The 23296-nt window shown below is 64.7% G+C and carries 17 protein-coding genes; 6 read left to right on the top strand and 11 right to left on the bottom strand.

Annotated features, from left to right (window positions below; all coding sequences use genetic code 11):
* Positions 1-167 precede the first annotated feature (167 nt).
* Together SO139_RS11315 and SO139_RS11310 are read right to left on the bottom strand one after the other, a co-directional pair.
* Positions 168-1850: a tannase/feruloyl esterase family alpha/beta hydrolase gene (locus SO139_RS11315; protein ID WP_449377768.1), complete on the bottom strand. Its 1683-nt coding sequence runs from the start codon at positions 1848-1850 to the stop codon at positions 168-170.
* A gap of 238 nt (positions 1851-2088) precedes the next feature.
* A complete protein-coding gene (locus tag SO139_RS11310) occupies positions 2089-3945 on the bottom strand; it encodes a feruloyl-CoA synthase (protein ID WP_449377769.1) in 1857 nt (618 codons plus the stop codon).
* Positions 3946-4247: 302 nt separating this feature from the next.
* Between SO139_RS11310 and atzF the strand changes: the two genes are divergently transcribed.
* On the top strand, positions 4248-6056 hold the full coding sequence (gene atzF / locus SO139_RS11305) for an allophanate hydrolase (protein ID WP_498540074.1): 1809 nt from the start codon (positions 4248-4250) through the stop codon (positions 6054-6056).
* A 99-nt stretch (positions 6057-6155) separates the two neighbouring features.
* Here the strand turns inward: atzF and SO139_RS11300 are convergent, their stop codons facing one another.
* The 9 genes from SO139_RS11300 to ugpB all read right to left on the bottom strand — a co-directional run bounded on the left by SO139_RS11300 (position 6156) and on the right by ugpB (position 16480).
* Positions 6156-6878 carry a GntR family transcriptional regulator gene (locus SO139_RS11300; protein ID WP_449377770.1) on the bottom strand — a complete coding sequence of 241 codons (723 nt, stop codon included), beginning with the start codon at positions 6876-6878 and terminating at the stop codon, positions 6156-6158.
* A 4-nt stretch (positions 6879-6882) separates the two neighbouring features.
* Positions 6883-7275, bottom strand: coding sequence for an oxalurate catabolism protein HpxZ (gene hpxZ, locus SO139_RS11295; protein WP_449377771.1), 393 nt, complete (start codon positions 7273-7275; stop codon positions 6883-6885).
* Between the two features lies 1 nt (position 7276).
* Positions 7277-8671 carry an AtzE family amidohydrolase gene (locus SO139_RS11290; protein WP_449377772.1) on the bottom strand — a complete coding sequence of 465 codons (1395 nt, stop codon included), beginning with the start codon at positions 8669-8671 and terminating at the stop codon, positions 7277-7279.
* 7 nt (positions 8672-8678) lie between these two features.
* Positions 8679-8858 carry a DUF4089 domain-containing protein gene (locus tag SO139_RS11285; protein ID WP_449377773.1) on the bottom strand — a complete coding sequence of 60 codons (180 nt, stop codon included), beginning with the start codon at positions 8856-8858 and terminating at the stop codon, positions 8679-8681.
* A gap of 19 nt (positions 8859-8877) precedes the next feature.
* Positions 8878-10617: a dipeptide ABC transporter ATP-binding protein gene (locus tag SO139_RS11280; protein ID WP_498540065.1), complete on the bottom strand. Its 1740-nt coding sequence runs from the start codon at positions 10615-10617 to the stop codon at positions 8878-8880.
* A 287-nt stretch (positions 10618-10904) separates the two neighbouring features.
* Positions 10905-11804, bottom strand: coding sequence for an ABC transporter permease (locus tag SO139_RS11275; protein ID WP_449377775.1), 900 nt, complete (start codon positions 11802-11804; stop codon positions 10905-10907).
* 257 nt (positions 11805-12061) lie between these two features.
* On the bottom strand, positions 12062-13075 hold the full coding sequence (locus SO139_RS11270) for an ABC transporter permease (protein WP_449377776.1): 1014 nt from the start codon (positions 13073-13075) through the stop codon (positions 12062-12064).
* A 6-nt stretch (positions 13076-13081) separates the two neighbouring features.
* Positions 13082-14704, bottom strand: a complete 1623-nt coding sequence (locus tag SO139_RS11265) for an ABC transporter substrate-binding protein (protein WP_449377777.1) — start codon at positions 14702-14704, stop codon at positions 13082-13084.
* Between the two features lie 432 nt (positions 14705-15136).
* Positions 15137-16480 (bottom strand): sn-glycerol-3-phosphate ABC transporter substrate-binding protein UgpB, encoded by a 1344-nt coding sequence (gene ugpB, locus SO139_RS11260; RefSeq protein ID WP_449377778.1) that lies wholly within the window; start codon positions 16478-16480, stop codon positions 15137-15139.
* A 215-nt stretch (positions 16481-16695) separates the two neighbouring features.
* Here ugpB and SO139_RS11255 point away from each other — a divergent pair, with 215 nt between their 5' ends.
* The 5 genes from SO139_RS11255 (at position 16696) to SO139_RS11235 (ending at position 23175) form a co-directional block, all read left to right on the top strand.
* Complete coding sequence (locus tag SO139_RS11255) at positions 16696-17691, top strand: TRAP transporter substrate-binding protein (protein WP_449377779.1); 996 nt, start codon at positions 16696-16698, stop codon at positions 17689-17691.
* 6 nt (positions 17692-17697) lie between these two features.
* Positions 17698-19776, top strand: coding sequence for a sensor histidine kinase (locus SO139_RS11250; RefSeq protein WP_449377780.1), 2079 nt, complete (start codon positions 17698-17700; stop codon positions 19774-19776).
* Positions 19746-21494, top strand: coding sequence for an ATP-binding response regulator (locus tag SO139_RS11245; RefSeq protein ID WP_449377781.1), 1749 nt, complete (start codon positions 19746-19748; stop codon positions 21492-21494). The genes SO139_RS11250 and SO139_RS11245 overlap by 31 nt, the downstream gene beginning before the upstream one ends.
* A 24-nt stretch (positions 21495-21518) precedes the next feature.
* A complete protein-coding gene (locus tag SO139_RS11240; RefSeq protein WP_449377782.1) occupies positions 21519-22256 on the top strand; it encodes a response regulator in 738 nt (245 codons plus the stop codon).
* A 307-nt stretch (positions 22257-22563) separates the two neighbouring features.
* A complete protein-coding gene (locus tag SO139_RS11235; protein ID WP_449377783.1) occupies positions 22564-23175 on the top strand; it encodes a sigma-70 family RNA polymerase sigma factor in 612 nt (203 codons plus the stop codon).
* Positions 23176-23296 lie beyond the last annotated feature (121 nt).

Raw genomic sequence — 23296 nt, 5'->3', positions numbered from 1 at the left:
CGGCATTCCGGGCGATGCAAAGCATCGTCCCGTACGACGCAGAGCCGGGACCAGGCAGCATGGGCCCCGGCTCAACGGTGCACCACCATAGCGCGTCGAAGACGCGCGTGAACGCGCTTTTGGTGTTGCGCCGCGTCCGGGGCACGAGATCGCACTTCGTCTCTCAGTTACGGCGCCTTGCAGACAAAGTTCGCGGCATCCTCGATGTTGCCCGTGCCGGAGTAGGCCGCATAGGACGGATATGGACAGAGCGGCCGGGTGCGGTTCGCGCTCCACGTCGCCGGAACTTCCTTGTTCGCGGGGTTGATCGAGGCGACGATCCACTCCGGCGCCTTGCCCTGCTCGACCCAGTCGGTCAGTGCGGTCAACGCATCGAACTTGTCGAGCGTGACGCCGCCGCCACAATGCGTACCACCGGGCATGGTGAAGAGGCGCGCAAAATTATTCGCGTTGCCCTGCGCGTTCCTGCTCAGCCGATCGTACCAGCGGATGGTGTCGTTGACCGAGAACACCGGATCGGCCTGGCCGTGATAGATCAGCATCTTGCGCCCTGCCTTTTGCAGGCCAGCGAGCTTGGGATCGTCGACGTCGGGCGGCGTCATGAAGTCCATCGCCGATTCCGTGAAGGTGCCCTCCTTGGCAAAAATCTTTGGTGCGTCCTTGTCGAAGTCATAGGCCTTCAGCGCGTCGATGAGCTTGTCGCTACTTCCTTCCACAGCAACGGGCGGCGTCGAGAAGATGTAGTTCAGCGACGCGGCGCCCATGGTCGCGATAATCGGAAAATTGTTCCAGGGCGCGACGGGGCTCTCGATCTTCCAGGCGCGCCAATTGCCGGTGCCGATGCCACCGTCGAGCGGCCAGTCCGAATAGAGCGCTTCGCCCTTCGAATTCTTCGGCCCGGCGAGGCTGGTCTTCAGCGCGTCGACCTTGGCTTCCGACAGGCAGGCATTGGTCTGGCCCGGTGCGCAAACGAGAGTCTTGAGATCCAACGCCTTCTGGCACGCGGCGAGATTGGCCGTGAGGCCATCCTTGGCGCCATCGAGCGCGTCGCAGGCCTCGGTGATGCGCGAGGCGATTGCTTGCGCATCCTCCTTGGTGATCGACTTGCGCAGATCCGGATCGGCCTTCAGGAAAGCCTGCACGTCCCAGGCGTGCTGGACCGCAGCGCGCGGCAGATCGAAGCCGGGATTACCGACGAGGAAGCCGTCATAATTTTCCGGCATGCGCGAGGCTGCCACCATCGCATGACGTCCGCCGTTCGAGCAGCCCGCCATGTAGGAACGATCCGGCTGGCGGCCGTAATGCAGCGCGATCATCTTCTTCGCAACCGGCGAGAGCGTGATGTCGGCGGCATAGCCGTAGTCGCGCCGCGCCTGCGGATCGAGCCCGAAGGCCGCACCTGCGGCGAGCCCGAGCGATTTATTGGCGGGATCGGAGCCGGAATGTCCGCTGTCCGACGACAGCACCGCAAAACCGCGCGCGAGCGGCACCGTGCCGCCGGAGGCCCAGCCATCCGGCTTGTCGCCGAGTGCGGGAACGACGACACCGTCGTTGCCACCATTGACCTGGTGCAGGAAGCGGCCGTTCCACTCGGCCGGCAACCGCAGCTCGAACTGGATGGCATAGGACTTTCCGTCCGCGCCGGTGCGTTGGTTGGCAAGGCCGGTCACGATGCAATGCTTGGGCAGGCCGTTGCCGGCCTCCTGAAGCTTGGAGCTGACGATCTCGACGCCGGCGACGGACAGCGACGCCGTGGTGACCGGCGAGCAACCCTCGCCCTCGGCGCGAGCGAGCGCGGTGGATCCAAGAAGGGCAGCCAGCGCGGCTGCCGAAATCAAGCCAGACCTCACGGCGGCCTCCCTATTTGATTATATTTGATAACTATTACACACGATCTATATTTTGACAAGTCGCGGACGCGGCGCAGCGCCCTTGGCGATGCGACGCAGAGCAGAGACCCAAGGTGCGGTCTTCAAAGACAGGGCACCGGCTCTGTAGCGCATCACCATAGCGGGTCGAAGACGCGCGTGGACGCGCGTTTGGTGCTGCGCCGCGTCCGGGGCACGGGATTGTGCCGAGATGTTCAGTTTACCTGGCGCAGCCGATCCATTCGGCCGACGCATCGTCGTCCAGCCGCGCCATGGCCTCGGCGCGGCGCATCAGCACGGCGCGCTGGTTGATGTAGCCCTTGTCGGTGATCTCGCCGCCGTCGACCGACGGCGGCTCGGCCAGCAGCAGCGCACGCGTGGCGTGGCCGGAGGAATTTGCGCCTTGCGCCTTCAACTTCGCGAGCCCCTGCGCGATCGCGCTCCTCACCTTGTCGTGGCCGAGCACCTCGCTCACGGCGGCTGTATCCGAAAGCCCCGCATGCGCACGGCAGACCGGAATGTTGGGAAATACCAGGAAGCGCACCTCATCGCCGCCGTGGCCGGTGACGACGATGTCTTGCGCCAGGGGCGCGAGCGCGGTAATGCCCGCGACGCGCAAGGTGCCGACGCTGACCCAGGTACCGGAGTTGAGCTTGAAGTCCTCGGCGACACGGCCATCGAAGAACAGGCCGCGCTCGGGGCGGGCGCTATCGGCGAATTTCACGGCATCGCCGATGAGGTAAAACCCCTCCTCGTCGAAGGCCTGCTTTGTCAGGTCCGGGGCTTTCCAATAGCCTGGCGTGACATTCGGCCCGCGCACGCGCACCTCCAGCTTGTCACCGGAGGTGACGAGTTTGAGCTCGGTGCCCGGGATCGGGACGCCGATATTGCCGGAGCGTTCGGCGAGGAAGTGGCAATCGGTCGCGAGCGGCGAGGTTTCAGTCGAGCCCCAGGCCGACACCATGGCCAGCGCGCGACCGACGGTCGCGATCGAGAGCTCCTCGAGTGCATCCCAGAGATTCTGTGGCAGCGCCGCGCCGGCGTAGAAGGCGAATTTGACCTCGCCGAAGAAACGCCGCCGCAATTCCTCGTCGCTGCGCAGCGCCGAGATCAGCATGTCGAAACCGCGCGGCACGTTGAAATAGACCGTCGGCATCACGCTTTTCAGATTGGCAAGCGACGTCGCGAACAAGCCAGGCGCCGGCTTGCCGCCGTCGATATAGAGCGAGCCGCCATTGCGCAGCACGAGATTGAAATTGTGGTTGGCGCCGAACGTATGGCTCCAGGGCAACCAGTCCAGGATCACGAGGTCGCCGCCTTGCGCGAGAAAGGTCCAGGTCTGCGCCTTGGCCTGCTGGCTCGAGGTCAGCATGCGCTGGGTGTTGATCACCGCCTTGGGCGTGCCCGTCGAGCCCGAGGTGAACAGGAATTTTGCGATCGTGTCCGGCGTCAGTGCGGCGAAAGCTTTGGCGACGTCGGCAGTTTCCGGCGTCGCGGCGAGGGCGCGGAAGGACAACGCCTCAGTGTCGTCGGGATTGCCGCTGACGATCTCCGCCTGATGCAACGGCCTGATCGCCGCGAGCGCCGCAGCAAACGGCTTTGTGTCGCTGACATAGACCGCGCCGGGCTGAAGCAGGCCGATCATGCTCTTGAGCTTGTCGAAGTCTTTGGACATCAGCGAATAGGCCGGCGATATCGCGGCCGAGGGCACGCCGACATGCTGGGCAGCCAGCGCAAGCAGCGCATGATCGACGCTGTTGTCGGAGAGGATGACGAGCGGACGCTCGGTGCTCAGGCCTTCCGCGAGGATCCAGGATGCCAGCGAGCGCACCTGCCGCAGCGCCTGCGCGTAGGTGACGGTGGTCCAGGGCGCATCGGGCTTGCCCCGCTCCGCGAGAAAGACTTTGTCCGGCGTTTGCCGCGCCCATTGCTCCAGCCAGTCCCCGATGCAGCGCGCGGCCTCACGCAAGGGCTCGGGCGAGCGCAGCACGATGCTGCCGTCGGCGCGATGCTCGGCGACCGTCTTGGGCGTTGCGAACAGGCTGGAAGCCTCATCGCGTGCGGCGGCCATGGTCATGGGTCGTCCTCCTGGCCAGCGGCCTCGTGCGGGCCGCTTTGGCGATAATGTTGGGCAGCACCAGTGCCATGTCGAGGAGAGGATCGGCAAGGCAAACGGGAAGACCAGCGATCTGCTCAAAACTTGAGCAGATGCACGCACCCGGGCGTTACCCACGCACCACTGCCGGCGGGCGCTTATTCTCGTAACTGCATGATCTTTCGGTAATATCCGGATCAGGCGACCTGCCCGGATTGTGTACACAATGGCACATCGTTTGCTTCACGCCTGATGAGGATTCGTTGCCGGAGTTTTTTATTGCCATGGGGGCTGACCAGCCAGAGACGGTCGCCGCGATTCTAGCCGCGCATCGCGCGGGCGCGATGACGCCGGCGCAGACGATCGCACGCAGCTATCAGCGCATCCGCAACTGTGGCGATGATGCCGTCTTCATCAGCCTGCGCGACGAGAAGGACGCGATTGCGGAAGCCGAGAAGCTCGCAGCGCGAAAGGATGCGGCAGGCCTGCCGCTCTACGGCGTGCCGGTCGCGGTGAAGGACAATATCGACGCGCTGGGCTTTCCGACCACCGCCGCCTGCCCGGCTTTCTCCTACACGCCGACACATGACTCCACCGCCGTCGAGCGCCTGCGCGCTGCCGGCGCCATCATCATCGGCAAGACCAATCTCGATCAGTTCGCAACCGGCCTCGTCGGCGTGCGCTCGCCTTACGGCATTCCTAAAAATCCGATCCGCGAGGATCTCATTCCCGGCGGGTCGAGCTCGGGGTCGGCAACGGCCGTCGGCGCCGGCCTCGTGCCGCTCTCGCTCGGCACCGACACCGCAGGAAGTGGCCGCGTGCCGGCGATGCTCAACAATATCGTCGGGCTGAAGCCGAGCCTCGGCATGATCTCGACCGCAGGCCTCGTGCCCGCATGCCGCACGCTCGACTGCATTTCGGTCTTCGCCTTGACGGTGGACGATGCCGCGCTCGCGCTCTCCGTGATGGCGGGGCCGGACCAGGCCGATCCGTTCTCGCGCGACCGGCCGCTCGGCGCCATCACGCCGTTCCCGGCCAACGTTCGTCTGGGCATACCGCGCAACGGGCAACTGATCTTCTTCGGCGACAAGAAATCGGAGGCTGCCTATGGCGAGGCCTTGAAGCGCTGGACGGCGCTCGGCGCCGTTCTCGTCGAGTTCGACCTCGAGCCGTTCTACGAGACCGCGCGGCTGCTCTATGAGGGACCTTGGGTCGCCGAGCGTTATCTCGTGATCCGCAATCTCCTCGCCTCCGCGCCAGATGCGATCCATCCGGTGACGCGCGAGATCACCGCCGCCGGTGCGCGGCTCACCGCGGCCGAGACCTTCTCCGCGCTCTACCGCCTGCAAGGGCTGCGCAAGATCGCTGAGCGCGCCTTCGCGCATCTGGACGCGCTCGTGCTGCCGACGGCGCCGACCGTTTATTCGACCGCGCAGGTGCTCGCCAATCCGATCGAGCTCAATAGCCGGCTCGGCACCTACACCAATTTCGTCAACCTGCTCGATCTCTGCGGCCTGGCGCTACCGGCATCGATGCGACCCGATGGCGCGCCGTTCGGCATCACGCTGCTCGCACCTGCTGGTCGCGATGGATTCCTTGCGAGCATTGGCCGCGTGTTCCACGCCGACACAAAGCTCAGCATCGGCGCGAAGGGCATTGCGCAAGCACCGCTCGCTCCGCTGCCGGCCAACAGCGCCGACGAGATTCCGATTGCCGTGGTCGGCGCGCATCTGTCCGGCATGACGCTGAACGGCGAGTTGAGGGCGCTGAATGCTCGACTGATCGAAGTAACGAAGACGGCGCCGGACTACAAACTCTACGCACTCGACACGACGCCACCAAAGCCCGGAATGCTGCGCGTCGAAGCCGGCAAGGGGGCCGCGATCGAGCTGGAGATCTGGTCCTTGTCGGCGCCGGCCTTCGGCAAGTTCGTCAACGCGATCCCGCCGCCGCTGTCGATCGGCAGCATCAGGCTCGCCGACGGCCGCAGCGTGAAAGGCTTCATCGTGGAGCCGGAGGCGCTGGGCGCAGCGCGCGACATCACGAACTACGGCGGCTGGCGCGCGTATATGGCGGAAGTGGCGACAGTGTAGCTATCTCTCGTAGGGTGGGCAAAGCGAAGCGTGCCCACCATTGGTACCGCGAGAAAAGTGGTGGGCACGGCGCTGCGCGCCTTTGCCCACCCTACGACATCACACCGACACCGCGTAGATCTCATACTCCCCGCGCACCAGCTCGATATGCGCGCGCATGGCGGCGGCGGCGCCTTGCTTGTCGCCGCGCATGATGGCGACGACGACGCGATCGTGCTCGGCCTGCGACTTTGCGAGACGGCCGAGATTGCGGAACTGGGCGCGGCGGAACGGCTGCACGCGCACGCGAGTGGCGAGCGTGATTTCGGCGATGTAGCCGTTCTGCGAGCCGGCATAGATCGCATTGTGGAAGCGCTCGTTGACCTCGTGGAATCGTTCCGGATTGCCGGTATAGCTCAGCACCCGCAGCTCCTCGTGAATGGCTTCCAGACCATGGCGCTCGCCCGCCGACATCCGCTCGGCCGCAAGTCCGGCGCACAAGGCTTCCAGCTCCGCCATCGCCTCGAACATGCTCGTCAGCCGCTCGATCGAGGGCTGCGCCACCACCGCGCCGCGATGGGCGCGCGCCTCGACGAGGCCACTTGCCACGAGCTGACGCAGCGCTTCGCGCACCGGCGTGCGCGAGACGTTGAAGCGTCGCGCGATATCGGTCTCATCCAGCGGCGCACCTGGCGGCAACGTGCCGCGCACGATCTCGTCCGCGAGCTGAAGCCGCAGCTCCTCGGCGCGCGTGACCTTCTCCACCGAAGGCAGCGGCCGGTCAACGCGCGGCACCATCGTCTCAGGCGGCGGGGCTCCGGGCGGAAGGTCGTCAAGCGTCATGCGATCAGGTCTCTTTCGGCTCGTCGATGATGCTGACATGGGCGGCGACGACGCGCCAGCCCTCGGGGAAGCGGACCCAGGTCTGCATCTGCCGGCCGACCCGGCCCGGCATGGTGTCGCGATAGAACAGCGTTGAGGCGACCGCCGTATCGCGGCCGTAGCTGGTGATCACGGTTTTCGCGGTACGGCGGTTCAACCCGACCGGCGAGCGCGCGGCGCGAAAGCCGGAGATTGCCTCATAGCCGTAAAGGTTCTCGCCGATGCCATAGCGCAGCGTGCGCGGGTCATCGCGGAACAGCTCGCCGAGCACGGCGACGTCGTTGGTGACCAGCGCTTTCTCGTAGCGTTCGAACGCCGCTGTGACTTCCACGATCACGTCGGGGAGATCGATCTCCATCTCAAATCCCTCTCGGCGACGGCGCAGATACAACGCCCATCCGTTCCAACGCGTGCGCGACGCGCAGCGCAATGTCCTCGCGCCAGGGCGCGGCGATGATCTGCACGCCGATCGGCAACGGCTCGAGCGGCACCGGCACGGCAACCACGGGCAGGCCGATGAAGGAGATCGGCTGGGTGTGGACCCCGATATTGGCGCGCACGGGCAACTCGACGCCATCGAGCTTGAACGTCACCTGCCCGAGCTTTGGCGCCGTGCAGGGTGTCGCCGGCGCGAGCAGCACGTCGACCGATTTGAAGATCTCGGCGAGTTGCGCGCGATACCAGCGGCGGAATTTTTGCGCGCGGTCGACCAGCGTCGCAGGCACCATGGCGCCCGCGATCAGCCGGTCGCGGACCGCGGGATCGAAATCGTTCGGACGCCTGCGCAAGCGATCGAGATGCAGCGATGCCCCCTCGGTCGTGGTGATGACATAGGCGGCCGCGCGGGCCCGCGCGGCCTCGGGAATGTCGATCACTTGCGTCGCGCCGAGCGCCTTGGCCACGCGGCTGACCGCCTCGACAGCTTCAGGAAATACGTTCTTCTGGAAATAGCCGCCGGCGATCGCGATGCGCAGGCCGGAGGTCGGTTCGGACAACAGCGGCATCACCGGCTGGACCGGCCGCATGGTGCAAGCGGCATCGTCGGCATCCGGCCCCTGCATCGCGTCATAGGCGAGCGCAAGATCGGTGACCGAGCGCGCGAACGGGCCGAGATGATCGAGGCTCGCAACGAACGGGAAGGAGCGCGCCCGCGATAGCCGGCCATAGGTCGGCTTCAGGCCAAAGATGCCGCAGAAGGACGACGGCACGCGGATCGAGCCGTTGGTGTCCGAGCCCAGCGCGATCGGCACCAGCGCGCCGCCGACGGCGCTGCCGGAGCCACCGGAGGAACCGCCGCTCATCCGCGTCGTGTCGTGCGGATTGCGCGAGGGGCCGTCATGAACGTTCTCGCCGGTGAAGTCGTAGGCGTACTCGCCCATGTTGAGCGCGCCGACCAGCACGGCGCCGGCCGCTTCCATCCGCTCGATCAGCGTGGCATCGCGCGCGGCGGGTGCGCGGTCGCGGTTGATCTTCGAGCCGGCGCGCGTCGGCAGGCCCGCGACGTCGAACAGGTTCTTCACCGCGAACGGGACACCTGCGAGCGGGCCGACCTTTCTGCCGGCCGCGATGTCGGCATCGATCGCGCGCGCTTTGGCGCGGGCGCGATCGGCAGTGACGTCGGTGAAGGAATTGAGGATCGTGTCATGCTGCTTGATGCGGGCGAGCGCTGCTTCAGTCGCGGCGAGCGCGGACAGTTTGCCGCCTGTCACCGCCCTGGCGATGTCCGCAGCCGTCACTTCAGGAGCTGTCGTCATGGCAGCATCAGGCGGTGAACACGGGCGCCGGCTCGGTCTCGTCCGGCAGCGCGAATTCGTCGACGAGGCGGGCGAGCCGCAGCGACACGTCCAAGTTGGCGCGAATGGCCGGCCTCCAGGCCTCCTCGATCGGCAACGCCAGTGCTTGCGCGACGGCGTCGATATAGTCGTCCAGCGGCTCGGCCATCACGCTCCCAAAAAGGCTCTCAGTGCACCGGCAACGGCGGATGCGGGATCGCCGTCAACAGCTCCTTGGTGTAGTCGTCCTGCGGATCGCCGAGGACTTTTTCGGAAGTCCCCTCTTCGACGATTCGACCCGTCCGCATTACAATGACACGATCGCACAACAGGCGCACTACATTCAAATCATGCGAGACGAACAGGTAGCTCATCCCTAGCCGCGCCTTGAGATCCTGGAGCAGGTTCAGCACCACCGCCTGGACCGAGACGTCGAGCGCCGCTGTGGGTTCGTCCAGGATGACGAGCCTTGGATGCAGCGCAATCGCGCGGGCGATGCCGACGCGGGCCTTCTGTCCCCCCGACAATTGATGCGGGAAGCGATCGAGCAGATCGTGCGGCAGGCCGACCATGGTCGCGAGCTCCTCGCAGCGCGCCCGTAAGCCATCGCGTCCCCTGATGTCGCCAAGTTGCATTAGCGGGTCCGCGATGGCGCGGGCCGCGGTGAAGCGCGGATTGAGGCTGTCGGTCGGGTCCTGGAACACCATCTGGATGCGGCTGCGCAACGGCAGGCGCGCAAAGGCGCTCGGCATGACGCTGCCGATCTCCTCGCCGTCGAACTGGATACGACCGGAGGTTTGGTCCAGGAGCCGCATCACCATCATCGACGTCGTCGATTTGCCGCAGCCGGACTCGCCGACCAGGCCAACGCTCTCGCCATGGCGAATCGAGAAGCTGATGCCGTCGACCGCACGGAACATCTCGGGTTCCACCGGTGGCTTGCGGCCGAACAGTTTTCCGAGCAGGGCGGTCGCGCCCTGGCGCGGGTATTCCTTGACGAGCTTGTCGACGAGGAGGAGGGGCTTGGTTGCGTCGACACTCGCCGGAGCCGGAGCTGCCTCAACAGCCACGGCGCTTGTGACGGCCGGCGCAATCGCCGTCTCGTCGTCAGGCAGCAGATCCCTGAGCGACACGCCGACCCGCGGCGTCGCACGCATCAGCTTGCGCGTGTAGGGCTGCTGCGGGCTCGCGAAGATGTCGGCGGCCTTGGCGGTTTCGACCACCCTGCCCTTCTCCATCACCACGACGCGGTCGCAATAGGCGGCTGCCAATCCCAGATCGTGCGTGATCAGGATCGTCGACATCGCACGCCGCTTGGTCAGCTCGACGATCAGATCCATCACCGCCTTCTGGGTGGTGACGTCGAGACCGGTGGTCGGCTCGTCGGCGATCAGGAGCTGCGGATTGCAGGCGAGCGCGAGCGCGATGACGACGCGCTGGCACATGCCGCCCGAGAGCTCGAACGGATAAGCGTGGTAGCGCTCACGCGGACGGGCGATCTTGACCTGCTCCAGTGCCGCGATCGCCTTTTCGCCGTGACCTGTGACCTGCGCTTGCTGCACATGGGTGCGCAGCACGTCCTCGATCTGATCACCGACCTTGCGGATCGGATTCAGTGCCGCGCGCGGGTTCTGAAAAATCATCGAGACTTCGCGGCCGCGCAGGTCGCGCATCTGGTCTTCGGATGCGGCCTTCACGTCAATGCCGGAGAACATCACCGAGCCCTCGGCGATCTTGCCGGCGCGGTCGAGGATGCGCATCACGGCATATGACGTCACCGACTTGCCCGAGCCGGACTCGCCGACGATCGCCAGCGTCTCGCCCTTGGCGACGGAGATGTTGACGTGCTGCACCGCCTTCACGATGCCGCGGCGGGTGGTGAATTCGACCGTGAGGTCCCGGACGTCGAGCAGCGGCTGGGCGGTCATGAATGCCTCCGCGCGGGGGCGCTGACCAAAAACCTCGAAAACAACCCCATGCACAGTAGAATGACATTGGATTCATTGGAGAATTTTGGTCGGGAATCCGCGTGTGAGGCGGGCAAAGCTGTCTCATTCGCTCCCCCCTTGTGGGGTCCGAGGCGAGCGAAGCTCGCTCTCGAGGGCAGGGAGGGGCGTCGCCACGAATTCTGATCTCGCCCGGGGCTGCCCCCCTCCCCAACCCTCCCCCGCAACGGGGGAGGGAGCACAGCGGTGTACTTGGAAACAGTCATCGTTCACGTCCTCCGCTGCGGGTCGACGATGTCGCGCAGGCCGTCGCCGAGCAGGTTGAAGCAGAACACGGCGAGCATCAGCGCAAGGCCCGGGAACAGCGCGATCCACCACTCACCTGACACCATGAAGCCCGCGCCCTCGGCGACCATGATGCCCCACTCCGCCGTCGGCGGACGCACGCCGAGGCCGATGAAGGACAGGCCGGCGGCATTGAGGATCGCGTAGCCCATGGTCAGCGACATCTGCACGGTCATGATCGGCATGATGTTGGGCAGGATGTGCACCAGGAGGATGCGGAATTCGCCGTTGCCGGAGAGACGCGCCGCCTGCACGAAGCCGGCATTGCGGCGGACGTTCGCTTCGGCGCGCGCGACGCGCGCATAGAGCGGAAAGTTGACGATGGCTGTGGCGAGGATGATGTTCTGCACGGTGTTGCCCAGCGCAGCGACGATACCCATGGCGAGCACGAACAACGGGAAGGCCATGATGGTGTCGGCGATGCGGCCGACGATGCGATCGGTCCAGCCGCCGAAATAACCGGCCGCAATGCCGGCGAGGCCTCCCATCAGAAACACCAGCGCGACGGAGGCGATCGCGATGAACGTATCGAGCCGGGTCGCCACGATGACGCGGCTGAAGATGTCGCGGCCGAGCTGATCGGTGCCGAACCAGTGCGCCATCGACGGTGGCTTTAGCGCGGCAGCAGTATCGGACGCGAGCGGATCGTAGGGCACCACATAGGGACCGAAGATCGCGGCAACGAGGATCAGGATCAGGAGCGCGAAGGCAAAGCCCGTGACCTTGTTCTCGCCAAGGACGTAGCGGGTCTGCTCGAGGATCGCTGATAGTCCCGAGGTCCGGGCGGGCCCCACGGGCTCAACAGCAGGCGCAACGGAACTCATAACCTCACCCCTGGAGCTTTATGACTTTGAGCTGAACCGACGACCCGCCACCTCGCTTCGCCTCTCCCGCTTGCGGGAGAGGTCGCGCTCAACGGGTCGCGCCGAAGGCGCGCCCGATGACAGGCCCCGGCGCGGGTGAGGGCTCTCTCCTCTTGGGGGTTCTCGATTGCGGAGACACCCTCTCCCCAACCCTCCCCCGCAAGCGGGGGAGGGAGCGCACCGTCCTCGCGACGCACCGGACGTAATCTCATGATGCGCTACCCTTCCAGCCGCACGCGTGGATCGATTACCCCGTAGAGAATGTCGATCACGAGATTCAAAAGCACGTACATGACCGCCATGGTCAGCACGAATCCCTGCACCGGCGCGAAGTCCGACGAGATCAGCGCTTCCACCGCATAGGAGCCGATGCCGGGCCACGCGAAGACCTTCTCCACCAGCACGTTGGCGCCCAGCAGGAAGGAGAACACCATGCTCAGCGTGGTGATGACGGGCAGCATCGCGTTGCGGAATGCGTAGGTGACGATCACGGTGCCAGGGGCCAGGCCGCTGGCGCGCGCGGTGCGGACGAATTCGCTAGCGAGCACCGCGAGCATCGAGGCGCGCGTCATTCGCGCGATCGGCGCCAGCGAGAAGATCGCAAGCGTGGTCGCGGGCAGGATGAGTTGACTGAGGGAAGAACGAAAAGCCTCGAAATCGCGCGCGATCAGCGTGTCGATCAGATAGAAGCCGGTGATCGTAGGCGGCGCGCTATAGAACACATCCAGGCGACCGAGCGGCGCCGGCGACCAGCCGAGCTGGAAATAGAAGACATAGACCAGCACGAGGCCGGTGAAGAACACCGGCAGCGACACGCCGGCCGTCGTCGTCACCCGACAGAGATGGTCAATCCATGATCCCGGCCGGGTCGCGGCGAGCACGCCGAGCGGAATGGCGATGGCGATCGAGACGATGAGGCCGAGCAGTGTCAGTTCGGCGGAGGCCGGCAGGCGATTGCGGATCTCGGTCGCAACCGGCTGGCCGGTCGTCAGCGAATTGCCGAAATCACCATGCGCGAGATCATTGGCGTAGTGGAAGAACTGCTCGATCAGCGGCTTGTCGAAGCCGAGCTTCTTGCGGATCTGCTCGACGGCCTCTTTCGTCGCGGCGGGTCCTGCGAAATAGGCGGCGGGATCACCCGGGAGCGCGCGCGTCAGCAGGAAGGTGACGATGACGACGCCGATCAGCGAGGGAATCGCGAACATCAGTCGCTTGCCGATCATGCTCAGCATGACGCCTCACCCCTTCGCCATCGCGCGATAATCGAGCCTGCGGTGGAACCAGTATTGATAGCCGGAGATGTTCTTCTGCATCGCGACGTTGACGAAGGGCTGGTACAGCGGAATGCGCGGCACCTCGGCGTAGGCAAGATCGACGAAACCCTTCACGTCGACATCGTAAGCCGCCTTGTCGCCGCTGGCGGCGGCAGTGCGCGCGCCATCGATGAGCTTGTCCATCTCGGCCGACTTGTAGCTCATGGTGTTGAAGACGGAATTGTTGCCGTGATAGCACCAGTAGAAGAAGTACTCGGGGTAATCGAGCCAGCCCGAGAACACGTTGGTGAAGAGCGGCATCTCCTTCTTGTTCAGCTCGGTGCGCCAGTTGGCGCCGGGCACCTTGTTGATGGTGGTCTTGATGCCGAGTTGCGCGAGGCTCTCCTGCACCAGGACGCAGAGCGGCTCGTTGACCCCTGCGAAGTTGAGATCGAACGAGATCGTCGTCTCGAAGCCGTTGGCGTAGCCGGCTTCTGCGAGCAGCGCCTTCGCCTTCTCCATGTCGGTCGCGTATTTGTGCGGCTGCGGCCAGGCGACCTCCGTCGCCTTGTCGGCGCCCGCACCGAACATGGGATTGCCGAGCCCGAACAGCACGGCGTCCATGATCTTCTGGTACGGCATCGCATAGGCCATCGCCTGCCGAACCTTCACATTGTCGAAGGGCGGCTTGGTCACGTTCATGCCGATGTACTGGATGCCGTTGGAGAATGGCAGCGACACCACGTTGAGCTTGCCGTTCGCCTTCATCTCCTGGAAGTCCTTGAACGGCAGCTCGTAGGAGATGTCGGCGTCGCCGCGCTCGAGCAGCGCCCGGCGATTGCCGGCCTGCGGCACCATGCGCCAGATCACGCGCTTGATCTTCGGCAAGGGGCCGCCGACCCACTCCTCGTTGCGCTCCATGATGACTTCGGTGCCGGCCGTCCACTTCGTCACCTTGTAGGCGCCGGAGCCGGCGGTCTGCTGCTTGGTGTATTCAAGGCCCCAGGGGTCCTTCTCGCTCGCGTTCTTCTTCACGAGCTCCGAATTGACGATGCAGGGCACGATGACGGCGAGATCGGGAATCGTCAGACGGTCTTTCTTCGCGAAATCCACGCGCACGGTGGTATCGTCGACCACGACGAACTGCTCGGGCTTGGTCAGCGAGCCCGCGCTCATCTGGAAGGTCGGAAAGCCGCCAACGCTGACGGCGCGGTCGAGCGACCACTTCACGTCCTTGGCGGTGACCGGTGTGCCGTCGTGGAATTTGGCGTTCTTCTTGAGCTTGAAGGTGACCGACATGTCGTCGATCTTCATGTCGTCGGCGAGCTCGCCCTTGAACTTGTCGCGATCGTAATAGGGCACCCCGCCCGGACCGCTCTTCATCTCGTGGCTGATCAGGCGGTCGTAGCAATTCCAGGACACTTCATAGCCGGGCACGTTGGTGCCGACGCCGTGGATGTCGAGATTGTTGGGCCCGCCTTCGGAGACGATCAGCAACGTCTCGGAGCGCGCATCGGCCTTGGCCTGGGAGATCACATGAGGCGCAGCCGGGAGCACCGTGCCGGCAGCCAATCCAGAGACGGATTTCAGGAAATCGCGACGCTTCATGGCAATGCTCCAACGCGAAAAGGTTTCTGGTTGGAACAGCAGTCGCAAGGTTCGTGCCAAAGCTTAACGAGACGCTAAGATATGGATAACCAACTGATATAACATAGAAATTCGTAAAATTTCGCATTCCGTGGGCTGGTCTATCGCCAATTCGATTGCATACAAAGAACCTGATCAGCCCATTAAATAGGCCGATTCTACCAACGCCTCCGGATTAAGCAGACTAAGTAGAGGATGGGTTTGATTGCCTGGTCGCGGGCTCGCTTCATCTCTGCCGCTAGCGGGGAGGTCGGCGCGAAGCGCCGGGTCGGGGCTCTCTCCACATTGAGAGTCTCGATTGCGGAGAAACCCTCACCCCCAGCCCTCCCCCGCAAGCGGGGGAGGGAGCGCACCGTCCTTATGGCTCGCAAGCAGAATTGGCCAGATCCCTCGTTACCGCTCCGGGCTGGCGCGCTCGAACTGTCGGAGCAGCTTGTTGCCGCGCTCGACGGCCGAATCCAGCGCGGCCTGGGCGCCCTTCTTGCCGGCAAAGGCCTGCTCCAGCTCATCCTCGATGACGCCGCGGATCAGCACGAAGGAGCCGAGGCGGATGCCCTTCGAGTTTTCCGTCGGCGGATGCAGCGTGATCTCCTCGAAGGAGATCGCGCTGCCCGGGTTGCGCTCGTAGAAGCCCTGCGCGCGGGTCAGCTCGAAGGCGGCGCGGGTAATCGGCAGGTAGCCCGTGTTCTGGTGCCAGGCCGCCTGCACGCCCGGCTGCGACAGATAGGCGAAGAACCGCGCCACGCCCTTGTACTCGTTGCGCGGGCGGTCGCGCAGCACCCATAGCGTGGCGCCGCCGATGATCGAGTTCTGCGGCGCGCCCTTCACGTCGGGCCAATACGGCATCATGCCGTAGCCGACATCGAACTTCGAATTGGCCTTGATGTCGGCGCGCGTGCCGGAGGAGCCGATGAAGATGCCGCATTCGCCGTTCTGGAAACGCGGCTCGGCCGATTGGCCGCGGCCGCTATAGTCGAACACCCTGTCCTTCTGCCACTCGGCAAGCTCAGCGACATGGTGCACGACGACCGGGTTGTTGATCCTCAATTCTGCATCCAACCCGGCAAAGCCGTTCGCCCTGGTCGCCAGCGGCAGATCGTGAAACGCCGAGAAATTCTCGACATGAATCCAGGACGGCCACGACGTGGTGAAGCCGCAGGCGGCCCCGCGCTCCCGCAGGCGCTTTGCGGCAGCCGCGAGCTCTGGCCAGGTCTTTGGCGGCGTCTCCGGATCGAGGCCGGCGTCACGGAACATGGTTTTGTTGTAGTAAAGGATCGGCGTCGAGGCGTTGAACGGGAATGACAGCAGATTGCCGGCTGCGTCCGTGTAATAGCCCGAGACGGCCGGAAGATAGGCGTCGGGCGAGAACGGTTCGTTCTGATCCTGCATCAGGCTGAACACCGGGTAGATCGCGCCCTTGGCCGCGGTCATGGTGGCGGTCGCCACCTCGTTGACCTGGACGATCGCCGGCTGGCCGCGCGAGCGGAAGGCGAAGATCGCCGCCGTCACCGTCTCGGTGTAGTTGCCCTTGTAGCTCGGCACGATCCGGTAGTCGGATTGCGAGGCGTTGAAGTCGGAGACGAGCTTGTCCAGTTGCCGGCCGAGCTCGCCGGACATCGCGTGCCAGAGCTGGATGTCGGTCGCGGCGCGGGCCGGCGAGGCCAGGACAATCTGCACCAAGGCGAAGGCCGCTGTGACTGCGACGGTCTGCAAAAGACGCAAGGCTCTAACCACCATCGTTCATCCCGTCTTGCGCGAACAAAAGGCGACGACTTCTGCCCCTGCACCTGCTTAAGGCGAGGCATGGCAGGTTTCAATCGGGAAGAAGAACCGGCCGCGCTGCACAATCGGCCCGTTTGCCGATCGCAGCAGGATAGCCTTCCCCTGACCTTCTGCTAGATTGCATTGAACCTTTTCTTCCCGCCTTAGACTCCATCACTGAGGGGTTGAGTGTGCCAGTGTTGAGCCGTGCCGAACTCTCGCGGACCGGGGTGATTTTCGTCGTGCTCTTGTTCGCGATGTGCGCGACGGGGGCGTTTGCGCGCGAGTTTCGCGCCGCCGACACCCAGGCCGAGGATTACCCGACCGTCCAGGCGCTGCGTTACATGGGCGCCCTGATCGCGGAACGCACTGGCGGCCGGCATGAGGTCAAGGTGTTTCACTCCCGCCAACTCGGCGAGGAGAAGGAGACGATCGAGCAGACAAGGGTCGGCGCGATCGACCTCAACCGGACCAACGTGGCGCTGATCGGCAACTTCGTCCCGTCGATGAATGTGCTCGCCATGCCATTCCTGTTCCGCTCCATCGAGCACATGCAGAAAGTGCTGGACGGGCCGATCGGCCGCGAGATCCTCGGCAGCTTCGAGCCTTTCGGCTTCGTGGGCCTTGCGTTCTACGATTCCGGCGCGCGGTCGATCTACAACGGCGTCCGGCCGGTGAAGAGCTTGGCCGACCTCAGGGGCTTGCGGATCCGCGTGCAGCAGTCGGAGTTGATGTCGGCGATGATCCGCTCGCTCGGCGCCGAGCCGATCGAATTGCCCTATGGGCAGGTGCTCACAGGGCTCGCGACTCATCTGATTGACGGCGCTGAAAACAACTGGCCGTCCTTCGTCACCACGGACCATTACAAATATGCCGGCTATTACACGCTGACCGAACACACGATGAGCCCGGAGGTGCTGGTGATCTCGCTAAAAGCGTGGCGAAGCCTGTCGGCGGAGGACCAGCGGGTCTTCCGCGAGGCCGCGCTGCGCTCCAGCCACTTCATGCGCGAGAAGTGGCGTGACCTGGAGGAGCAGTCACAGCGCAAGGCACAGGCCGCCGGCGTCACCGTGGTCAAGGATATCGACCGCAAGCCGTTCGAGGACGCGATGGCGGGGATCTACGCCAAGGCCGCGCAGGACCCTGCCGCAGCCGAGCTGATCGAACGTATTCGCAAGGTGGAGTGAGGCCTCTTGGCAGCGCTTGGATACAGCGAGCAGAAGGAAAGGCCGCCCGGCCCGGTCGGACGCTTGCGCGCCCGTATCGTCGGCGTGCTGCGCGCCGTCCCGATCCGCTGGCGCATCCTGTCGATCGCTGCGCTGAACTCCGCCGTGGTCGTGGTGCTGGTGGCGATGATCTGGAACGGGGCGCAGGTGCTGGCCTCGGCCTGGGACGATCTGCGCCAGGTGCGCGAGTCCGACAAGATCCTGGCGCTGCTCGAAAGCGAGACCGGGCGCCTGCAAAACCTCATCCACCGCTACATCAACCAGCCGAGCCCGGACCTGTTCGCCGAGATCCTGCTGCTGCGCGAGGCCGTGCTGGGCACGCTGACCAACCGCGCCGCCAAGGACCCGATGCTGTCGGGCTCGGTCGAGGAGCTCGAGCGCACCACCGAGCGCTTCCTCAACGGTTTTGGCGAATTGCGCAGCGTGCAGGCGACCATCGCCAAGACCTATGAGGACCAGGTGCTGGGACCCGCCAAGGACATGGCCGGGCTCTATTCCATCATCGAAGGCGCCACCGGCCATCGCGACGCGCTGATCTGGCCCTCGCTCGGCAAGTCCCGCGAGGCCTTCACCGCCATGCTGGTCGCGGCCAATTCCTACTATCTCTCGCTGGCGTCGGCCTCCGCCGAGGACGCCCGCCGCAACACCGAGACGATCGAGAAGACCATCCCTGTGATGAGGGATCTCGCCGACAACGATCTCCAGCGGATGGCGCTGGAGCGCCTCGCCACCCGCACCTCGGCGCTGCGCGAGGGATTTGCAAACCTCTCCGAGCAGCTCACGAGTCGCACCGAGCTCTTGCGCAACACCATCGACGCGAGCCAGGCGGAGGCGATCGGCGCCATCGACGACCTCTCGACCAAGATGCGCCAGCGCGAGCAGCGGGCGCAGGAGACCTTCGACCGCACGCTGTCGGAGATTTCGCGGCGGGTGCTGTCGATCGCCGTGATCTTCCTCGGCATCATCCTCACCGTCGGCGTGCTCATCGCGCTGTCGATCCGGCTACCCCTGCAACAGATCATGACCGCGATGCGGGCGATCACGATCGGCGATCTCGACCGCGAGGTGCAGGGCATCAAGGCACGCGACGAGGTCGGCGCCATGGCGCGCGCGGTGGAGGTATTCCGCGAGAACGCGATCGCCAAGCGCAAGACCGAGGACGAGTTGCGCGCATCGAAGGAGAAGGCCGAGAGCGCGCTCCTCGAGCTCAACACCGCGCAGCAGAACCTGATCGACGCCGAGCGGCTTGCCGCGCTCGGCGGCCTGGTTGCGGGCGTCGCCCACGAGGTCAACAACCCCATCGGCATCAGCCTCACGGTTGCTTCCAGTTTTGCCCGGCGCAGCGAGATCTTCGAGGCGCAGCTCAAAGGCGATGGCGGCCTGCGCCGCTCGCAGCTGGAGGAATTCGTGCAGTCCTCGCGCGACGCCTCGCAGCAACTCGTCGCCAACCTCACGCGCGCCGGCGAGCTGATCCAGTCGTTCAAGCAGGTCGCGGTCGACCGCTCCCATGCCGAGCGGCGACAGTTCAGCTTGAGCGAGGCCACCGACCAGATCATCGCCAGCTTGCGCCCGGTGCTGAAGCGCTCGCCGATCACGCTCAACGTCGACGTGCCCGAGGGGCTGCTGCTCGACGGCTATCCCGGCTCCTATGGCCAGATCCTGACCAACCTGTTCCTCAACGCCGCCAACCACGCCTTCGCCGACGGCCGCGCCGGCACCATCTCGATCTCGGCACGGCCTCGCGGGTCTGACGACATCGAGATCAGCTTTGCCGACGACGGCGCCGGCATGACGCCGGACGTGCAGCGGCAGGCCTTTGACCCTTTCTTTACCACCCGGCGCAATGAAGGCGGCACGGGTCTCGGCCTCCATATCGTCTATAACCTGGTTACCCAGCAGCTCGGCGGCCGGATGATGCTGGAATCCAAGCTGGGACAAGGCACCACTTTTCGCATTATCATGCCCCGGGTCGCCAAGGGCGGCGCGCAAAGCACAGAGACTGACGGGACTTCTCAATGGCCGAACAGGACGATGTCCTCCACCTGATCGACGACACCGCCACCGCGGCGGAGGATACGACTGCGCGGAAGTGGAAGATCGCCGTCATTGACGACGATCCGGCCGTGCACGACGGCACGCGCTTTGCGCTCTCCGACTACAGCCTGAACGGCCAGGGTCTCGAAATCCTCTCCGCCTATTCGGCGACGGAGGGCCGCAAGCTGATGCGTGAGCACAACGACATCGCCGCCGTGCTGCTCGACGTCATCATGGAGACCGATGTCGCGGGGCTCGAGCTCGTCGAATTCATCCGCAACGAGGTTCGCAACGAGACCGTCCGCATCATCCTGCGCACGGGACAGCCGGGTCAGGCGCCGGAGCGACGCGTCATCGTCCAGTACGACATCAACGACTACAAGGCGAAGACCGAGCTCACCGCCGACAAGCTGTTCACCTCGCTGACTGCGGCGCTGCGCTCCTATCAACAGCTCGAGCGCATGGTGCAGACGAGGCGCGGGCTCGAGATCATCATCGACGCCGCCTCCACCCTCTACGACTTCAAGTCGATGCAGCGGCTCGCCGAGGGCGTGCTGACGCAGCTCGCCTCGCTGCTCAACGTCGACTGCGCCGGTATTTTGGTGCTGCGCGACAACGGCGGTACGGCCGGCGCCGAGCTGTCGGTGCTGGCCGGCTCCGGCTGCTACAGCCGCTTCATCGGCACCACCACGTCGAAAGCGCTCGACCCCGATCTGCGCGCGCTCGTGGAAGCCGCCTTCCAGCGCCGCAAGAACGAGTTCGCCGACCATCGCAGCGTGATCTATCTGCGCACCGGCAGCGGCCGCGAGGTCGTGGTGCTCTTGCAGGCCGAGCGCGAGCTCTCGGAAACCGACCGCTCGCTGGTCGAGATCTTCTCCAGCCGGCTCTCGATCGCCTTCGACAACGTAATCCTTTATCAGCAGCTGCAGGACGCCAATACCCAGCTCGAGGACCGTGTGGCCCAGCGCACCCGGGCCTTGATGCAGGCCAACCGGCGCCTCTCCGCGCAGTGGCTGCGGCTCCAGCGCGCCAACGGCTTCAAGAACGAGATTCTCGGCACCGTCGCTCATGACTTGAAGAATCCGCTCGGTGTCATTCTGGGCCGCACCGAGATGCTGAAGGAGCTAATCACCACGGGCGCCTCGAGCGGCGGCGTCATCGCCCAGGTCGATCACATCCGTGATGCGACCAAACGCCTGACCACGATGGTCGATCACCTGATCTCGGACGCAATGGCAGACGCTTTCGACATCACGATCCGCCGCGAGCCGGTTGACGTCGCATCCCTGGTGCAGGAGGTCGCCGAGGCCAACCAGCCGCTCGCCGTCAACAAGCAGCAGACCATCAGCGTCACCGCCCCCGCCAACATCGTCACCATGTGCGACACCGACCGGATCCGCGAGGCGATCGACAATTTGATCAGCAATGCGATCAAATACAGTCCGATCGGCGGCAAGATCAACGTGACCGTCACGCATGAGGGCAACGACACCGTCATTCGCGTCAACGACGAGGGCGCGGGCCTCTCGCCGGAGGATTTGGGCCGTCTTTTCGGCCGATTCCAGCGACTTTCCGCAAAACCGACCGCGGGCGAGAGCTCGACAGGCCTTGGGCTTTCGATCGTCAAGCGTATTATCGACATGCATGGCGGCGAGGTGACCGCCGCCAGCGGCGGCCCCGGCAAGGGCTCGACCTTCACCATCACTTTACCCGCGACCGAAATGCCATAGTTTGAGTGCCAGGATCTGAATGACATGACCCAGAGCCAGCACATCATGATCGTCGACGACGAGGCCCCGGCCCGGGAAATGGTCGGCGATTACCTCAAGATGCACGGCTTCACCGTGACGCTGTGCGACGGCGGCAAATCCCTGCGCACCGCGATCCAGGGCAGCATGCCCGATCTCGTCGTGCTCGATCTCAACATGCCCGAGGAAGACGGCCTGTCGATCATCCGTGACCTCAAGAGCCGCATCAACGTTCCGGTGATCATGCTCACGGCGACCGCGAGCCCGATCGACCGCGTCGTGGGGCTCGAACTCGGCGCCGACGATTATGTCGCCAAACCCTGCGAGCTCAGGGAATTGATGGCACGCATCCGATCGGTGCTGCGTCGGAGCACACCGGCGAAGGCGGTGGCGGCGGAAACGGCGGCAGCGAAATCCGACAAGGATCAGCTGGTGCGCTTCGGGACCAAATGGCTCGACCTCGAAGCACAGGCGCTGCGCGACGACGAAGGCAACGAGCATCCGCTGACCGCATCGGAATTCGGGCTGCTCAAAGTGTTCGCGGCCAATCCGAAGCGCGTGCTGTCGCGCGAGCGTCTCCTGGAATTGGCCAATGCGCGCGACGCCGAGGCCTTCGACCGCGCCGTCGATCTGCGCATCATGCGCATCCGCCGCAAGATCGAGCCCGACCCGACCAAGCCCGCCGTGATCCGCACCATCAGAGGCGGCGGCTATCTGTTCTCGCCGGCCGGCGAGAAGGCGTAGCGCGCGCATCGCATCATGGCGTCGTCCTGGCTTTCGCCAGGACGACATCGAGATTTTCGGCCGCGCACGAACGCGGAAGCCGAAGATTCGTTCCCGCCCCCCGCATAGTCCGCAGTCTCGCAAATCCCGTATATTGAAATAATTGGCTTTTTTGCTCCGAATATTTCATCGCAGGCCTCGCGACGAAACAATTTGGCGGCGCACGAAACCATTTTCCGCTTGTCGCGCAGACGTCCCGAAACGCTGGCTCTTTAACACTTTCACCTAAGGAAACGCCGCTCGGTTGCGGCGCTACGGGGAGCTAGTCATGCAGAACGTCGTCGCCATCAACGCCCAGGCCAGCCAGGGCATCATTGCCGCTCAGGCGACATCGGACGAAATGCTTCTGGAGAGCATTGCGGACGGCAATCGGACGGCCATGCATATTCTTTACTGCCGTCACAATGTGCGGGTGTACCGCTTCATCCTGCGCATCGTGCGCGACGCCACCACCGCCGAAGACCTCGTGAGCCAGGTCTTCCTGGACGTCTGGCGGACCGCCAGCCAATTCCAGGGCCGCTCGCAGGTCTCGACCTGGCTGCTCTCGATCGCCCGCTTCAAGGCGCTGACCGCGATGCGCCAACGCCGCTTCGAGGACATCGACCAGGAGGACGTGCGCCAGATCCCGGACGAGCACGACACCCCGGAAACCGCACTCGACCGCAACGACACCAGCGCGATCCTGCGCGCCTGCGTGGCAAAGCTGTCGCCGGCGCACCGTGAGATCATCAACCTCGTCTACTACCACGAGAAATCGGTGGAGGAGGTCGGCCAGATCATCGGCATCCCCCAGAGCACGGTGAAGACCCGGATGTTCTACGCCCGCAAGCAGCTCGCCGATTTGCTTAAGGTTGCCGGCGTCGACCGCTTCGCCGCTTAAAGATTTGTGATTTCAAAGGGATAGAACCCTCCACGGCCCCATCCCGGGACACGCAAGCGTTACCGCCGACGAAACAATTGAAACGAACCACAACATCAGGCGGAAAAACTTCCTGCCTATA

Source organism: Bradyrhizobium sp. UFLA05-89 (assembly GCF_059803475.1).
The sequence above is the reverse complement of the archived record's forward strand: the minus strand, read 5'-3'. Positions and strand labels throughout refer to the sequence as shown.

Coding starts and splice junctions, on each gene's coding strand:
- SO139_RS11275 (WP_449377775.1), bottom strand. CDS start 11,804: ATGAGTTCCGTTGCGCCTGCTGTTGAGCCCGTGGGGCCCGCCCGGACC.
- SO139_RS11300 (WP_449377770.1), bottom strand. CDS start 6,878: ATGACGCTTGACGACCTTCCGCCCGGAGCCCCGCCGCCTGAGACGATG.
- SO139_RS11310 (WP_449377769.1), bottom strand. CDS start 3,945: ATGACCATGGCCGCCGCACGCGATGAGGCTTCCAGCCTGTTCGCAACG.
- SO139_RS11290 (WP_449377772.1), bottom strand. CDS start 8,671: ATGACGACAGCTCCTGAAGTGACGGCTGCGGACATCGCCAGGGCGGTG.
- SO139_RS11240 (WP_449377782.1), top strand. CDS start 21,519: ATGACCCAGAGCCAGCACATCATGATCGTCGACGACGAGGCCCCGGCC.
- hpxZ (WP_449377771.1), bottom strand. CDS start 7,275: ATGGAGATCGATCTCCCCGACGTGATCGTGGAAGTCACAGCGGCGTTC.
- SO139_RS11235 (WP_449377783.1), top strand. CDS start 22,564: ATGCAGAACGTCGTCGCCATCAACGCCCAGGCCAGCCAGGGCATCATT.
- SO139_RS11265 (WP_449377777.1), bottom strand. CDS start 14,704: ATGAAGCGTCGCGATTTCCTGAAATCCGTCTCTGGATTGGCTGCCGGC.
- atzF (WP_498540074.1), top strand. CDS start 4,248: ATGGGGGCTGACCAGCCAGAGACGGTCGCCGCGATTCTAGCCGCGCAT.
- SO139_RS11285 (WP_449377773.1), bottom strand. CDS start 8,858: ATGGCCGAGCCGCTGGACGACTATATCGACGCCGTCGCGCAAGCACTG.
- SO139_RS11280 (WP_498540065.1), bottom strand. CDS start 10,617: ATGACCGCCCAGCCGCTGCTCGACGTCCGGGACCTCACGGTCGAATTC.
- ugpB (WP_449377778.1), bottom strand. CDS start 16,480: ATGGTGGTTAGAGCCTTGCGTCTTTTGCAGACCGTCGCAGTCACAGCG.
- SO139_RS11245 (WP_449377781.1), top strand. CDS start 19,746: ATGGCCGAACAGGACGATGTCCTCCACCTGATCGACGACACCGCCACC.
- SO139_RS11270 (WP_449377776.1), bottom strand. CDS start 13,075: ATGCTGAGCATGATCGGCAAGCGACTGATGTTCGCGATTCCCTCGCTG.